The organism is Mesorhizobium sp. M7A.F.Ca.MR.176.00.0.0, from assembly GCF_004023165.1.
In the GTDB taxonomy this organism is placed as follows: Bacteria; Pseudomonadota; Alphaproteobacteria; order Rhizobiales; family Rhizobiaceae; genus Mesorhizobium.
In genome coordinates this window covers 15483-31374 of sequence record NZ_RZTC01000079.1, presented here as the reverse complement: position 1 = coordinate 31374, position 15892 = coordinate 15483, and the positions used below count along the sequence as shown (strand labels likewise).

The following is a 15892-nucleotide window of genomic DNA, read 5'->3' as shown; positions in this document are numbered from 1 at the left end:
CCCTCATCGCCCTGCCGGGCACTTCTCCCCGTATAGTGACGGGGAGAAGGACGCTCTTATTCGCCGGTTTCGCCAATCATCGACGTCGCAGGAAGAGCCACCCACTTTCCCCAAGCTTAAAGCCCCAGTTCAGTCCGCAATTCCTCGGCGCTGTTGATGACGACGGCGCCGGGCGGGCCTTCCATCGGCTTTTCCGGCCAGAAGATCGTTTTCATGCCCGCCGCCAGTCCCGCCATGGCGCCCGGCCAGCTGTCGTCGATCGCCACGGCGTGCGCAGGGTCGACATCGGCCAGATAGGCGGCGCGCAGGAACGGCTCGGCATGCGGCTTGCCTTCGCGCACATCGTTGCGGCTGATCGTCTTCATGCCGGGGTAGATCAGGCCGACCATGCTCAGATTGGCGTCGACGATCATCCGGTCCGAATTCGAGACCACGGCCTGCTGGATGCCTCTTGCACGCAGCTCGTTGAAGATCTCGATCGCGCCGGGGCGCGGCTTCAAGCTCTCCACCAGCGGCAGATAATGCTCGTATTTGCGCACGATCCAGTCGTCGAAAGGCAGGTCCAGGCCGAACTCGTCGCGCATCATCTCGTAGACCGGCCAGGCGGCGACGCCGAGCACGCGCTCATGCAGATCGTCCGGCGGGACAAGGCCGACATTGCGCATCGCCGCCACCAGGGCTGCTTCGTGCAGCGGCTCACTGTCGACCAGCGTGCCGTCCATGTCCCAGAAAACCGCTTTCGGCGTCATGCGAGGCTCCTTTTTGCCATCCCTTAAAGGGTTTGGGCTGGGAGATAAACCTTCGGAGCGCAAGAACCTGCCGTCTGTCGGGACCGCCGCCAAGTCTCTTTGGCGACGCAGGGCATCGTGGGAGAAAAAAACCCGGGCCGTGCCTACGCCGGGAAACAGCAAGCAATTGCTCCCGAGATTGACAATTGCGCAGCAGGCCGTTCCCTGCGAAAGTGGGCATGGGCCGCTCTCATGACCGGCGGTCTCGGGAGGCAGGACCTTGAATAGCCGGCAGGATGGTGGCAGCAACAGGCTGGACGATGCGGCGCGCGCCGGCTGGCTTTATTATGTTGCCGGCAACACACAGGACCAGATCGCTTCGACGCTCGGCATTTCGCGGCAAACGGCGCAGCGGCTGGTATCGCTGGCGGTGTCGGAGGGCTTGATCAAGGTTCGCGTCGACCATCCGATCGCCAACTGCCTCGATCTGGCGGCACGGCTGAGATCGCGCTTTGCGCTCGATCTGGTCGAGGTGGTGCCGAGCGACCCCAATTCGTCCTCGACCACGATCGGCATCGCCGAGGCGGCTGCCGCCGAGATCGAGCGGCGGCTGCGGTCACCGACCCCGATCGTCATGGCGATCGGCACCGGGCGCACGCTGAAGGCGGCGATCGAGCAGCTGCCGCCAATGGAATGCCCGCAGCACAAGGTGGTGTCGTTGACCGGCAACATCTCGCCGGACGGCTCGGCCGCCTTCTACAACGTCATCTTCACCATGGCCGATAGGGTCAAGGCGCGCTCCTTCCCGATGCCGCTGCCGGTCATCGCCTCGTCGCCGGAGGAGCGCGAGATGCTGCTCAACCAGCCGATGATCCAGCCGACGCTTGCGCTTGCCGCCGAGGCCGACGTCACCTTCATCGGCATCGGCGACCTCGGCCCCAAGGCGCCGCTCTACGAAGACGGCTTCATTTCGGAGAGCGAATTGAAGGCGCTGCAGAAGGCCGGCGGCATCGCCGAGATCGTCGGCTGGGTGTTCGACAGGGAGGGCCGCATGATCGAGGGCATCACCAACGACCGGGTGTCGTCGGCGTCGCTTCCGTCACGCGAGAAATCGCTGGTCATCGCACTGGCCATGGGCGAACGAAAGCTGCCAGGCATTCTGGCGGCCGCGAACCGGCGGTTGATCAACGGCCTCATCACCGATGAACGGACCGCCGCCGCCCTGCTGGCCAACATCTGACCGGAACCACACCTGATTTGCGATAAAACCAACCGCGCTAGCTGTGCCGCCCGAAAGGGTCGTTGCCATCGAGAAAACCGAGATCGCGCTGCAGATGCGGCGACAGGTCCCTGATGTCGAGATGTGCCCGTTTCTTGCCCGCGAACCAGCCGAATCCGTCTGTCAGCCACGAAATCCAGCGGTGATCCGGAGCGGGACTGCATTTTTGCTGCGCCATAGTCATGATCGTCAACCTTCGCTATCCTGAACCCGAATGACGGGTTGACTGGGAATGTCGGTCTTGACGGCAGTCTTTGCCAATCGAACGTCGATAAGGACCCATAAGGAGGCTTTATGCCGGACCTGAGCTCTCGGCAGGTTTCACAGCTTCCGCCGCTGCAGGCGATCCGGGTGTTCGAAGCGGTGGCGCGGCATCTTTCCTTCACCAAGGCCGCCGGCGAACTCGCCATGACGCAGGCAGCGGTCAGCTATCAGATCAAGGTGCTGGAGGAACGGGTCGGCGCACCGCTGTTCCTGCGCCGGCCGCGCCAGATCGCACTCACCGAGGCCGGACAGCGCCTCGCGCCGGCGGTCAGCGAGGCCTTTGCCATTCTCGGCCAGGCCTATGCGGCGGCGCGTGGCGGCGCCGATGGATTGCTGTGCGTCACGACGGTGCTGACCTTTGCCTCGAACTGGCTGGCGCACCATCTGGGCTCTTTCCAGATCGCTCATCCCTCCCTTGCCGTGCGGCTCGAAACGTCGAGCCGGCTGACGGATTTCGCCCGCGAGGATGTCGACCTCGCCATCCGGTCGGGCGGCGGCAAATGGCCGGGGCTGGAAGCCTACAAGCTGCTCGATGCCGACTTCACCCCGATGCTGAGCCCGAAGCTCGCGGCAAGCATCGGCGGCGTCAGGGAACCGGCGGACCTGTTGCGGCTGCCGATCCTCGATCCCGGCGACATCTGGTGGACGCAATGGTTCGAGGCTTCCGGCGTGCATTCGCACGATCTTGCCAAGCGGCCCGGCAGCAGCATGGGCGCGCAGGCCTATGAGGCCAATGCGGCGATCGCCGGTCATGGCGTCGCGGTCCTGACCAGGGCGCTGTTCAAGGCGGAACTTGCCGACGGGCGCCTGATCCAGCCTTTCGATCTTGTTGGCGACGACGGCCATGCCTATTGGCTGGTCTACCCCGAAGCGCGCCGCAACGTGCCGAAGATCCGTGCCTTCCGCGACTGGCTGCTGGCCGAGATCGCCGGCTGACCGGCAAGCTTTCGGGCTGCACCTGGTTTTCGCAGATCTATCCGCTGCTGCCTCACTGTATCCGGCCGGGATGATTCTCGCCCTGGCAATTTCCGCTCGTCCCGGCCTGCGGTGTCGCCCGGGTGCTGCGCTGCAGCATCGAATCCGACTTGACATAATTCACGCCAAGTGAGTAATTGCCCAAAGCCAAGGCAAATGCTCATCTTGGTTCAAGGGAGGAATTTGATGAAACTTCGCACGCTCACCCTGGGCTTGTTGTCGGCCAGCACGCTTGCGTTCGCCGCACACGCCGAATCCATCACCATCGCCACCGTCAACAATGGCGATATGGTCCGCATGCAAAAGCTGACCGACGACTTCACCAAGGCGAACCCGGACATCCAGCTCAACTGGGTCACGCTCGAAGAAAACGTGCTGCGCGAGCGCGTCACCACCGACATCGCCACCAAGGGCGGCCAGTACGACGTGATGACCATCGGTACCTACGAGGTTCCGATCTGGGCCAAGCAGAGCTGGCTGCTGCCGCTCGACAAGCTCGGCGACGACTATGACGCCAAGGACATCATCCCCGCCATCGCCGGCGGCCTTTCGGTCGACGGCAAGCTCTATGCCGCGCCCTTCTACGGCGAAAGCTCCTTCGTCATGTACCGCAAGGACCTGATGGAGAAGGCCGGACTGAAGATGCCCGACGCGCCGACCTGGGACTTCATCAAGCAGGCCGCCGACAAGATGACCGACCGCGCGAATGGCGTGAACGGTGTCTGCCTGCGCGGCAAGGCCGGCTGGGGCGAGAACATGGCCTTCCTGACCGCCATGTCGAACTCCTTCGGCGCCCGCTGGTTCGACGAGAACTGGAAGCCGCAGTTCGATCAGCCGGAATGGAAGAACACGCTGCAGTTCTATGTCGACCTGATGAAGGCCGACGGCCCCGAGGGTGCGTCCTCCAACGGCTTCAACGAAAACCTGGCGCTGTTCCAGCAGGGCAAGTGCGGCATGTGGATCGACGCCACCGTCGCTGCGTCCTTCGTATCCGATCCCAAGGCATCGCAGGTCGCCGACAAGGTTGGATATGCGCTGGCACCCGACAATGGCCTGGGCAAGCGCGGCAATTGGCTGTGGGCATGGTCGCTGGCGATCCCCGCCGGCACGCAGAAGGCCGATGCCGCCCAGAAGTTCGTCTCCTGGGCGACCAGCAAGCACTACGCCGAACTGGTCGCTTCGAAGGAAGGCTGGGCCAACGTTCCTCCGGGCACGCGCTCCTCGCTCTATGCCAACGCCGAGTACCAGAAGGCGGCTCCGTTCGCCAAGATGACGCTGGACTCCATCAACGCCGCCGACCCGACGCATCCGACCGTCAAGCCGGTGCCCTATGTCGGCGTACAGTTCGTCGCCATCCCTGAGTTCCAGGGTCTTGGCACCACGGTCGGCCAGCTCTTCTCGGCGGCTCTTGCCGGCCAGTCGAGCGTCGACGACGCGCTGAAGCAGGCCCAGGACGCTGCCACCGCGGCAATGACCGAAGGCGGATACATCAAGTAAGGCTCCTCCCGGTGCCGACTGCCGGTCGCCTCCTTGACCGGCAACGGCCGCCCGAGTTCCCAGTTCGGGCGGCCGCCTTTAACGCCTTTTGAAAATTCCGTCTGACCAGTGAAGGGTGACCGTCATGGCTACTCAGCAGACCCGTTCGCTTGCCCGTTTCATGATGGCGCCATCCGTGGTGCTGCTGTTCGTCTGGATGATTGTGCCGCTGGTCATCACCATCTGGTTCTCTTTCCAGCAATACAACCCGCTCAATCCGGTCCGCGACGGCTTTGTCGGCTTCTCGAATTACGCGCTGTTCTATTCCAACCCGGCCTTCCTGCAATCGATCCTCAACACGCTCACCCTGGTGGTCAGCGTGCTCCTGATCACGGTGATCGGCGGTATCCTTCTGGCGCTGCTGATCGATCAGCCGATGTGGGGCCAGGGCGTCGTGCGCATCCTGGTCATTTCGCCGTTCTTCGTCATGCCGCCGGTGGCCGCATTGGTGTGGAAGAACATGATCATGCACCCGCAATATGGGGTGTTCGCCGACATAGCGCGCTTCTTCGGGGCCCAGCCGATCGACTGGTTCGGGCAGCATCCGATGCTGGCGATCATCATCATCGTCGCCTGGCAATGGCTGCCTTTCGCCACGCTCATTCTCTTGACCGCGCTGCAGTCGCTCGACGGCGAGCAGAAGGAAGCCGCCGAGATGGACGGCGCCGGCTTCATCAGCCGCTTCATCTATCTGACGCTGCCGCACATGTCGCGCGCCATCACGGTCGTCATCCTGATCCAGACGATCTTCCTTCTCTCCGTCTATGCCGAGATCCTCGTCACCACCAATGGCGGCCCGGGATACGCCTCCACCAACCTGCCCTTCCTCGTCTACCAGAAGGCGTTGCTGGAGTTCAAAATCGGCCAGGCATCCGCCGGCGGTGTGATCGCCGTCATTCTCGCCAACATCGTTGCCTTCTTCGCCATGCGCGCCGTCGGCAAGAACCTGGACAAGTAAGGGAGGCTACGATGGCACGCTCAGTCACCACCCAGCACAAGACGATTGCGACAGTTGCCGCCTGGATCGTCGCCCTGCTGATCTTCTTCCCGATCCTCTACACGATCATCACCTCGTTCAAGTCGGAGCAGGAAGCCATCCAGGGCTTCAGCATCATCCCGTCGGGAACGTTCGAGAGCTATGCCGAGGTCCAGGCGCAGAGCGGCTACTTCAAGTTCTTCTTCAACTCGGTGCTGCTCTCGGTCGGCTCGACCATCCTGGCCCTGCTCGTCGCCATACCGGCGGCATGGTCGATGGCCTTCTCGCCGACCAAGCGGACCAAGGACATCTTGATGTGGATGCTGTCCACCAAGATGATGCCCGCGGTCGCGGTGCTGTTCCCGATCTACCTGATCTTCCGCGATACAGGACTGCTCGACAGCCGCATCGGCCTGATGATCATGCTGATGCTGATCAACCTGCCGATCGTGGTGTGGATGCTCTACACCTATTTCCGCGAAATACCGGGCGAGATCCTGGAAGCGGCGCGCATGGACGGCGCGTCGCTGTGGAACGAGATCGTCTATGTGCTGACGCCGATGGCGGTGCCGGGCATCGCTTCGACGATGCTGCTCAACATCATCCTGGCCTGGAACGAGGCATTCTGGACGATCCGGCTGACGACGACGGAAGCAGCACCGCTGACCGCCTTCATCAGCTCGTTCTCCAGCCCGCAAGGCCTGTTCTGGGCCAAGCTTTCGGCCGCCTCGACACTGGCCATCGCGCCGATCCTGATCATGGGCTGGTTCAGCCAGAAGCAGCTGGTGCGCGGCCTGACATTTGGTGCGGTCAAATAGTTGGTGGTGCGGTGAAGTAACGGAATTGCCCGAAGCAATCGGCAGAAATAACCCCTCGGGGAGGAAATCATGGGAAATATCACGCTCAAGAACGTCTCCAAATCCTTCGGAGCGACGTCCATCATCCCCGGTCTCGACCTGGTGATCGAGAATGGCGAGTTCGTCGTCTTCGTCGGCCCGTCGGGTTGCGGCAAGTCAACGCTGCTGCGGCTGATCGCCGGGCTCGAGGACACCAGCGGCGGCTCCATCAACATCGACGGCCGCGACGTCACCGGCGAGGCACCGGCCAAGCGCAAGCTCGCCATGGTGTTCCAGTCCTACGCGCTCTATCCGCACATGACGGTGGCCAAGAACATCGGCTTCCCGCTGAAGATGGCCGGCGAGGACAAGGCGACGATCGACAAGAAGGTGGGAGACGCGGCGCGCGTGCTCAACCTGACGAACTATCTCGAACGCCGGCCCGGCCAGCTTTCCGGCGGCCAGCGCCAGCGCGTCGCCATCGGCCGCGCCATCGTGCGTCAGCCGACCGCCTTCCTGTTCGACGAACCGCTGTCCAATCTCGATGCGGCACTGCGCGGCACCATGCGGCTGGAGATCAGCGAGCTGCACCATCAGCTCAAGACGACCATGATCTACGTTACCCATGACCAGGTCGAAGCCATGACCATGGCCGACAAGATCGTCGTGCTGAACGCCGGCAACATCGAGCAGGTCGGCTCGCCGATGGAGCTCTACAAGACGCCGAAGAACCTGTTCGTCGCCGGCTTCATCGGCTCGCCGAAGATGAACCTGATCGAAGGCGCGCCGGCTGCCAAAAACGGCGCCAAGACCATCGGCATCCGTCCCGAACACCTGGAGATCTCGACCACGGCGGGCGAATGGAAGGCGGTCGTCGGCGTCGCCGAGCATCTCGGCTCCGACACCTTCCTGCATGTCCAGGCCGATGGCGTCGGTCCGCTGACGGTGCGCGCCGACGGCGAACTCGGCGTCCATCATGGCGACACCATCTATCTAACGCCCGACAAGGCCAAGCTGCATCGCTTCGGCGCCGACGGGAAGGCAATCTGAACATGCGGCTGGCCGGCAAATCCGCGCTGATCACAGGTTCGGCCCGCGGCATCGGCAGAGCCTTCGCCGAAGCCTATGCCGGCGAAGGCGCCACCGTCGCCATAGCCGACATCAATCTCGAGGCGGCGCAGAAGACGGCCGCCGAGATCGGCGGCAGGGCCTATGCGGTCAAGCTCGACGTCACCGACCTCGCCTCCATCGAGGCGGCGGTGAAAGCCGTCGAGACGAAGACCGGCGGCCTCGATATCCTGATCAACAACGCCGCTCTTTTCGATCTGGCACCGATCGTCGAGATCACCAAGGCAAGCTACGATAAATTGTTTTCCGTCAATGTCGCTGGCACGCTGTTCATGCTGCAGGCAGCCGCCCGCTCGATGATCGCGGCTGGCCGGGGCGGCAGGATCATCAACATGGCAAGCCAGGCCGGGCGACGCGGCGAGGCGCTGGTCGGCGTCTATTGCGCCACCAAAGCCGCCGTCATTTCGCTGACACAGTCAGCGGGGCTCGACCTGATCAAGCACCGCATCAACGTCAACGCGATTGCCCCTGGCGTCGTCGACGGCGAGCACTGGGATCACGTCGATTCGCTGTTCGCCAAATATGAGAACCGGCCGAAGGGCGAGAAGAAGAAGCTGGTCGGCGAGACAGTGCCGTATGGCCGCATGGGCACGGCGCAGGACCTCACCGGCATGGCGGTTTTTCTCGCCAGCAGCGACGCCGAATACATCGTCGCCCAGACCTACAATGTCGACGGCGGCCAGTGGATGAGTTGAGGCGGGGGACGGCCTCTGCTCCTCGTCCCTCCGCGGGGAGCAGAGGCCGACATCAGCGGGCGCGTAGCCAGTGCCACCCCTTATCCTCTCCCCGACCGGGAGAGGAGCGTAACGAAGGCCTAGATCCGGCCAAAGGGTAAAACAGATGACCGTGAAACTCTCGTCCTCAAACCTCTCCAAACTGCCCGCTGAGGTCGCCGGGCCGAACTATGACCGCGCGACATTGAAGGCCGGCATCGTGCATTTCGGCGTCGGCAATTTCCATCGCTCGCATCAGGCCGTCTATCTCGACGATCTGTTCAATTCGGGCATCGGCCATGACTGGGCACTGATCGGCGCCGGCGTGTTCGACGGTGAAAAGATCGGCCGCGGCAAACTGGAAGAGCAGGACTGGCTGACCACGGTGGTCGAGCAGGACAGCGGCCATATGAGCGCCCGGGTCACCGGCGCCATGATCGACTTCCTGATGCCCGGCGATGCGGCCGGCATCATCGAACGGCTGGCCGACCCGGCGATCAAGATCGTTTCGCTGACCATCACCGAGGGCGGTTATTTCATCGATCCGGCATCCGGCGTGTTCAACCCGACCCACCCCGACATCGTCGCCGATGCGCAGCCCGGCGCGACACCGAAGACGGTGTTCGGCATCATCCTTGCCGGGCTGGTGCGGCGGCGCGATGAAGGCACCGTGCCGTTCACGGTCATGTCGTGCGACAACATTCCCCACAACGGCCATGTCACCTCGGACGGCGTCATCGGCCTGGCCCGTTTGATCGACGAGGATCTGGCGAACTGGGCCAGCGAGCATGTCGCCTTCCCGAACGGCATGGTCGATCGCATCACGCCGGCCACCACGGACCGCGAACGCGGCATCCTGGCCAAGGATTTTGGCCTCGAGGACAATTGGCCGGTATTCTGCGAGCCGTTCCGGCAATGGGTGCTGGAGGACCATTTCACCGGCGGCCGGCCGCCACTGGAAAAGGTCGGCGTGCAGTTCGTCAAAGACGTTGCGCCCTATGAATTGATGAAGATCCGCATCCTCAATGGCGGCCACGCGACGATTGCCTATCCGGCCGGCCTGATGGACATCCATTTCGTCCATGAGGCGATGCAGGAGCCACTGGTGAGCGGTTTCCTGGCCAAGCTCGAACGGGACGAAATCATCCCGACGGTGCCGCCGGTGCCGGACACGGTCCTAGAAGATTATTACCAGCTCATCGAGAGCCGCTTTTCCAATCCCAAGATCGGCGACACGGTGCGCCGGCTCTGCCTCGACGGCTCCAACCGCCAGCCGAAATTCATCATCCCGACCATCTCCGACCGGCTGAAGGCCGGAAAGAGCGTCGCCGGCCTGGCGCTGGAATCGGCATTGTGGTGCCGCTACTGCTTCGGCACCACCGACAGCGGCGCCGTCATCGAGCCCAACGACCCGAGCTGGGACCGGCTGCAGGCGACGGCAAAGGCGGCAAAGGATGCTCCCGCCGCCTGGCTCGCCATGGAGGACATCTATGGCGATGTCGGTCGCGCAACGGCGTTTGTCGAGGCCTTCGCCCATGCGCTCAACGTGCTGTGGGCGAACGGCGCACGCGCGACGCTGACGCGCTACCTCGCCGGCAAGCTCTGAGAGCCATTCTCGGCCATGACGCCTGAACTGGTCATCTTCGACTGCGATGGCGTGCTGGTCGACAGCGAGGCGCTCTCCGTCTCGGCGCTGCTCGGCATGGTCAAAGTCGCCGGCGGCAGCGTCAGTGAGGATGCCGCCTACGAGCATTTCCTCGGCAGGAGCATGAAAAGCGTGCGCGAGATCCTCGGCCGCGACTTCGGGCTCGATATCACAGACCTGCACCTGACCGAGATGCGCGTCGAACTGATGCGCAAATTCCGCGAGGAGCTGAAGCCGATCGCCGGCGTCAAGAAGATGCTGCCGAAGCTTGGGCTGCCGTTCTGTGTCGCGTCCTCAGGCACGCTCGACCGCATCCGCTACGCGCTCGACGTCACCGGATTGCTTGGGCTGATGGAACCGCATCTGTTCAGTGCCACCATGGTGGCCAAGGGAAAGCCGGCGCCGGATCTGTTCCTGCATGCCGCCGCCAGCATGCGGGCCCATCCGCGCAAATGTCTCGTCGTCGAGGACAGCCCGGCCGGCATCATTGCTGCGCGCGCGGCGGGGATGCGCGTGTTTGCCTTCACCGGCGGCTCGCATGCCGGCAACCCGACCTTGAAAGCGCGGCTTGCGTCGAGTGAGCCGGACTTTATATTCGCTGACATGCTGCAATTGCCCGATCTGATTGCAGGCCTGGGAGCGAGAGACAGAGCATCTTGACGAAACAGTTCGTTTGCGCGGTCGATGTCGGCACCGGGAGCGCTCGCGCGGGCATTCTCGACACCACAGGCACCTTGCTCGGCCGCGCCGAGCGGCCGATCGCCATGAACCAGCCGAAGCCCGATCACGCCGAGCATGATTCGCGCGATATCTGGTCGGCCGTCTGCACCGCCGTGCGCGCTGCCCGCGAAAAAGCCGGTGTCGAGCCTGAGGACATTGTCGGCATCTCCTTCGATGCCACCTGTTCGCTGGTGGTGCGCGACCGGCAAGGCGGCCAGCTCAGCGTCTCAACCACGGGCGACAAGCGCTGGGACACCATCGTCTGGCTCGACCACCGCGCCATTGCCGAGGCCGACGAATGCACGGCAAGCGGCCACGCCGTGCTGAATTACATCGGCGGCGTCATGTCACCGGAAATGGCGACGCCGAAGCTGATGTGGCTGAAGCGCAATTTGCCGCGGACGTGGAATGAAGCCGGCTATTTATTCGATCTCACCGATTTCCTGACCTGGCAAGCGACGGGCTCGCTGGCCCGCTCACAATGCACGCTGACCGCCAAATGGACCTATCTGGCGCATGAGGACACGGGATGGCGGCGCGATTTCTTCGAACTCGTCGGCCTCGACGATCTTTTCGAGCACGGCAGCCTGCCGGAAAAAGCCAGCCCGGTCGGCGCCGATATCGGTCGATTGACGGCGCAAGCGGCGGCCGAACTTGGGCTGAGCGAGAAATGCCGGGTCGGCGCCGGGGTCATCGATGCCTATGCCGGCGCGCTTGGCGTGCTCGGCGGCTTTGCCGGCGACGAACAGGACATCGGCCGGCATTTGGCGCTGATCGCCGGCACATCGAGCTGCGTGATGGCGATGTCGCCCGATCCGCAGCCTTTCGCCGGCGTCTGGGGGCCATACTACGGCGCGGCGCTGCCCAGGCTGTGGCTGTCGGAAGGCGGCCAGTCGGCGACCGGCGCCCTGCTCGACCACATCATCCGCTGGCACGGCGCCGGCGGCGAGCCGGATGCCGCCATGCATGCGAAGATCGCCAGGCGTGTCGCCGAGCTGCGCGCCACCGAGGGCGACAACCTCGCCGCAAGGCTGCATGTGCTGCCCGACTTTCACGGCAACCGCTCACCGCTCGCCGATCCGCATGCCGTCGGCGTCGTCAGCGGGCTGACGCTGGACTCCTCCTTCGACAGCCTGTGCAAGCTCTACTGGCGCACCGCCGTCGGCATCGCGCTCGGCGTGCGCCACGTGCTGGAGGCGCTGAACGAGAACGGTTATCTGATCGACACGCTGCACGTCACCGGCGGCCATACCAAGAACCCGCTGCTGATGGAGCTCTATGCCGACGCCACCGGCTGCACGGTGATCGAGCCGCTGGCCGACGAGGCGGTGCTGCTCGGCACCGGCATGATCGCCGCCACCGCTGCCGGGCTGTTTCCCGACCTCAACGCGGCCTGTCTTGCCATGCAGCAAGGCGGCCGGACGCGCCCGTCGAACCCGAAATCATCAGGGCGTTTCGAGCGCGACTACAAGGTTTTCCTCGAGATGCACCGCCAGCGGCGGATGCTGGACGCGATCCGCTAGAGCATCGGGGCCGGTCGCTGGCTCAATCCGTTCCCGTCCCTCCTCTCTTGCCTTCATGTCGCGTTTCGTCCAGAAGCTGACGCAAACGCCGCGAAACCGAAGGTTTTGCCGTTTGACATGCGGCTTCCGGCTCTGGCCGACGTGCCGTAGCTGGAAAGAGCGGAACAATGTCTGCGATCGAAGCCGGCGCTCGCGCGCCGGAAAATCTTTGGCGTCAGGAAATCAGGGCGACGCTGGCGCTTGCCTGGCCGATGGTGCTGACCAATCTCGGCCAGACCGCAATGACTGCCACCGACGTCATGATGATGGGTCGTCTGGGGCCGGATACGCTGGCCAGCGGCGCGCTTGGCGCCAACCTTTATTTCATGCCGCTGATCTTCGGCCTCGGCCTGATGCTGGCGACCTCGCCGATGATCGCCACCGAGCTCGGCCGCCGCCGCTATTCGGTGCGCGACCTGCGCCGCACCGTGCGCCAGGGCCTGTGGCTGGCGATCCTGATCTCGATCCCGATCTGGCTCGTGCTTTGGCACGGCGAGGGCATTCTATTGGCCATGGGCCAGGACCCGGCGCTCGCCCGTCAGGCCGGCATCTATCTGCGCTGGCTCGAATGGGCGGTGCTGCCGTTCTACGGCTATATCGTGCTGCGCTCGTTCATCTCGGCGCTGGAACGGCCGGGCTGGGCGCTGGTCATCGTCTTCGTCGCCGTCGCCTGCAACGTCTTCTTCAACTGGGTGTTCATGTTCGGCAATCTCGGCGTGCCGGCAATGGGCATTGCCGGGTCGGGCCTTGCCACCTCGCTGTCCTCAACGCTGATGTTCATCGGCATGGCTGCCGTGGTGATGCTGGAGAAGAAGTTCCGCCGCTACCATCTGTTCGGGCGCTTCTGGCGGTCCGACTGGCCGCGCTTCAAGGGTCTGCTGCGGCTCGGCCTGCCGATCGCCGGCATTCTCGCCTTCGAGGTGACGATCTTCAATGCGGCGGCCCTGCTGATGGGCCTGATCGACGCGGATTCGCTGGCCGCGCACGCGATCGCCATCCAGATCGCCTCGATCTCCTTCATGGTGCCGCTTGGCCTCAACCAGGCGGTGACGGTGCGCGTCGGGCTTGCGCATGGCGCCGGTAATCCGGAAGGCGTTTCGCGCGCCGGCTGGACCGCTTTCGTCATCGGTGTCTCGTTCATGGCGCTGATGGGGCTGGTGATGATCCTGTGGCCGCATCCGCTGATCAGCGCCTTCATCGATCTGGGCAATCCGGCCAATGCCAGGGTGATCGAACTTGCCGTGTCGTTCCTCGTCTTCGCGGCGCTGTTCCAGGTCTTCGACGGCGCCCAGGCGGTGGCCGCCGGCATGCTGCGCGGCCTGCACGACACCAAGGTGCCGATGATCTATGCCGCGATCGGCTATTGGGGCGTCGGCCTGCCGCTCGGCGTGCTGCTCGCCTTCCATTTCGGCCTGCATGGCGTCGGCATCTGGATCGGCCTGTCGACGGGGCTGGCCGTGGTGGCCGCGCTGCTTCTGGCGCGCTGGCTGCGGCGGGATCGGATCGCGCCGACTTTTGCGTTTGGGCATTGAAACAGGACGATTGGACCCGGCGGCTGTGTCCTGTGGGCGTTGGCTCATTGAACAACGCCTTCGGAGCTGCCTCGAAATCCGGCACCGCGATGGAGGCGGTCAGAATGTCGGCGGCGTGTTGACCCAGAGGATACGGACCGTGGTCGAACCAATATTGCGGTAGCCGTGGCCGAGTTCGGAGTTGAAATAGAACGCGTCGCCTGCCTCTAGCGCCACCACGTTCGCCTCGACCAGCAACTCGACCGAACCTTCGAGCACGTAGCCGAATTCCTGTCCCTTATGGCTGATCAATTCGGGGCTGCCGCCGCCGGCCTCGATCACGTGGACATTGATCTGCAGCAGATATTCCGGACCGGATGGGACCAATTGCTCGAGCACGACATGGTTGCCCGAACGCCGATGTCCCGTCTCCATGTGCGGACGCTCGTTGTGCCGCAAAACGAACACTTCCGAGGCATTGTGCTGCAGCGTGCCGAACATTGCGTTCATGTTGATGCCCAGCGCCTGCACCAGCCGGTGCAGAGCCGCCATCGACGGCGTCGCGCGGTCGTTTTCGATCTTCGAGAGATAACCCTCTGTCAGCCCGATGCGAGCGCCGAGCTCTTCCAGGCTGAGGCCAAGCACCTGTCTGGCATGGCGCAGCTTGACGCCGATCCTCGGGGTTCCGTTTTTGTCGCGCATGTCAGGTTCGCGTCTTCATCCAGTCCGCCAGCTTCGCCAACAGGAAATCGACTTCCGCCTCGGTGTTATAATGGGCCAACCCGATACGGACGACGCCGTTGCGGTCCGCAAGCCCCAGCCGCTTAATTGGCTCCAAACCGTAATTGTGGCCGTGCCAGAGATAGATGCCTTCCTTTGCCATTGCCTTGGCGATGTCGGCGGGATCGGTCCCGTCGACAGTGATCGACACGGTCGGCACCCGACGCGCCAGCGCCGCCACATCTGATATACCCTGGATCAAGACGCCATCAATTCTGGACAATCCGGCAATCAACCGTGCTGTCAGGACACGCTCATAACGGTCGGCGACTTCAATGCCGGCGACGATGCGCTCCCGCCGCGTCGCCTGCGGGTGAACGTTGCCGAAGGACTGTCCGAGCCAGGCATAGTGCTCGACGGCGCCAAGCACCCCAGCAAGCGCCTCGCGGCTTGTCGTCCCCGTCTCGAATTTTCCAGGTGGCGTGTTCGAAGCCGCGCGCACCTTATAGGCGGTCAGCGCCTGCAGCAGATCGAACCGGCCCCATAACACGCCTTGATGCGGCCCGAAAAATTTGTACGCCGAGCAAACCAGGAAATCACAGCCAATCTCCTGGACGTCGATCACCCCATGCGGCGCGAACTGCACGGCGTCTATATAGCTCAGCGCCCCGACCGCGCGTGCGCAGTGCGCGATCCGCTTCACGTCGTTAATCGTGCCGGTAACGTTGCTGGCATAGCCGACGGCGACCAGCTTGACGTCCTCGTCGATAGTCGCCTCCAGCGTCGACAGGTCGAGTTCGAACGTTTTTGGATCAAGGTCGATCCAGCGCACCTCAAGCCCGCGATCCTCCGCCAGCATCAGCCAGGGTGCGACGTTGGCGTCATGATCCATGCGCGTCAACACGATGGCGTCGCCGGCGTTCAGATCGCGGCCGATGGCGCGCGAGACGGCGAAAGTCAAAGTCGTCATGTTCTGGCCGAACACCACCTCACGCCGATCCGTGGCGTTGAAGAAATCGGCCATCGCCTGATGCGCGTCGTCGACCATCGCCTGGGCTGCGAGTGAGGTTTCGAAATAGCCACCAAGATTGGCGTTGGTCTCGATCATGGCGCGCGTCATACGCTCGATCGATCGGCTCGCCATCTGGGTTCCCGCGGGATTGTCAAAGAAAATCCGCTTCGTCGGCGCGGCATCTTTCGCCATCGCCGGAAAAGCATCGCGGACTGTGTTTATATCCATGTCTGAATTCCGTGTCTGATGAACGTTGTGCGACGGTCCCTAGACCGCCGCCAGCTGCG

15 protein-coding genes are annotated in these 15892 nt (G+C 63.6%); 11 read left to right on the top strand and 4 right to left on the bottom strand.

What is annotated here, in order from left to right; genetic code table 11:
- Positions 1-116: 116 nt before the first annotated feature.
- Complete coding sequence (locus EOB59_RS23630; RefSeq protein WP_127808327.1) at positions 117-749, bottom strand: HAD family phosphatase; 633 nt, start codon at positions 747-749, stop codon at positions 117-119.
- Between the two features lie 259 nt (positions 750-1008).
- Between EOB59_RS23630 and EOB59_RS23625 the strand changes: the two genes are divergently transcribed.
- Positions 1009-1968: a sugar-binding transcriptional regulator gene (locus tag EOB59_RS23625; RefSeq protein ID WP_127268413.1), complete on the top strand. Its 960-nt coding sequence runs from the start codon at positions 1009-1011 to the stop codon at positions 1966-1968.
- A 37-nt stretch (positions 1969-2005) separates the two neighbouring features.
- Here EOB59_RS23625 and EOB59_RS23620 read toward each other — a convergent pair whose 3' ends face one another.
- Complete coding sequence (locus tag EOB59_RS23620; protein ID WP_127811284.1) at positions 2006-2191, bottom strand: hypothetical protein; 186 nt, start codon at positions 2189-2191, stop codon at positions 2006-2008.
- Positions 2192-2301: 110 nt separating this feature from the next.
- On the opposite strand from EOB59_RS23620, the gene gcvA reads away from it, so the two are divergent.
- The 10 genes from gcvA (at position 2302) to EOB59_RS23570 (ending at position 13894) form a co-directional block, all read left to right on the top strand.
- Complete coding sequence (gene gcvA, locus EOB59_RS23615; protein WP_128289363.1) at positions 2302-3207, top strand: transcriptional regulator GcvA; 906 nt, start codon at positions 2302-2304, stop codon at positions 3205-3207.
- Between the two features lie 225 nt (positions 3208-3432).
- On the top strand, positions 3433-4743 hold the full coding sequence (locus EOB59_RS23610; protein ID WP_128289362.1) for a sugar ABC transporter substrate-binding protein: 1311 nt from the start codon (positions 3433-3435) through the stop codon (positions 4741-4743).
- A gap of 124 nt (positions 4744-4867) precedes the next feature.
- Positions 4868-5740: a sugar ABC transporter permease gene (locus tag EOB59_RS23605; RefSeq protein ID WP_128289361.1), complete on the top strand. Its 873-nt coding sequence runs from the start codon at positions 4868-4870 to the stop codon at positions 5738-5740.
- An 11-nt stretch (positions 5741-5751) separates the two neighbouring features.
- The gene (locus EOB59_RS23600) at positions 5752-6576 is read left to right on the top strand and encodes a carbohydrate ABC transporter permease (protein WP_023810705.1); all 825 of its coding nucleotides are present in this window, start codon (positions 5752-5754) and stop codon (positions 6574-6576) included.
- 69 nt (positions 6577-6645) lie between these two features.
- A complete protein-coding gene (locus EOB59_RS23595; protein WP_127330447.1) occupies positions 6646-7644 on the top strand; it encodes an ABC transporter ATP-binding protein in 999 nt (332 codons plus the stop codon).
- 2 nt (positions 7645-7646) lie between these two features.
- Entirely contained in the window at positions 7647-8417 is a 771-nt protein-coding gene (locus EOB59_RS23590; protein ID WP_128289360.1) for an L-iditol 2-dehydrogenase, read from the top strand.
- Positions 8418-8562: 145 nt separating this feature from the next.
- Complete coding sequence (locus tag EOB59_RS23585) at positions 8563-10041, top strand: mannitol dehydrogenase family protein (protein ID WP_128289359.1); 1479 nt, start codon at positions 8563-8565, stop codon at positions 10039-10041.
- A 15-nt stretch (positions 10042-10056) separates the two neighbouring features.
- Positions 10057-10740, top strand: coding sequence for an HAD family hydrolase (locus tag EOB59_RS23580; RefSeq protein ID WP_127396879.1), 684 nt, complete (start codon positions 10057-10059; stop codon positions 10738-10740).
- Positions 10737-12323, top strand: coding sequence for an FGGY-family carbohydrate kinase (locus EOB59_RS23575; RefSeq protein WP_128289358.1), 1587 nt, complete (start codon positions 10737-10739; stop codon positions 12321-12323). Before EOB59_RS23580 ends, EOB59_RS23575 begins: the two co-directional genes overlap by 4 nt.
- A gap of 167 nt (positions 12324-12490) precedes the next feature.
- Positions 12491-13894, top strand: a complete 1404-nt coding sequence (locus tag EOB59_RS23570) for an MATE family efflux transporter (protein WP_128289357.1) — start codon at positions 12491-12493, stop codon at positions 13892-13894.
- A gap of 99 nt (positions 13895-13993) precedes the next feature.
- Here EOB59_RS23570 and EOB59_RS23565 read toward each other — a convergent pair whose 3' ends face one another.
- Both EOB59_RS23565 and EOB59_RS23560 read right to left on the bottom strand, forming a co-directional pair.
- Complete coding sequence (locus EOB59_RS23565) at positions 13994-14575, bottom strand: cupin domain-containing protein (protein ID WP_027040059.1); 582 nt, start codon at positions 14573-14575, stop codon at positions 13994-13996.
- A 1-nt stretch (position 14576) separates the two neighbouring features.
- On the bottom strand, positions 14577-15833 hold the full coding sequence (locus EOB59_RS23560) for a cysteine desulfurase-like protein (protein ID WP_128289356.1): 1257 nt from the start codon (positions 15831-15833) through the stop codon (positions 14577-14579).
- Between the last annotated feature and the right edge of the window lie 59 nt (positions 15834-15892).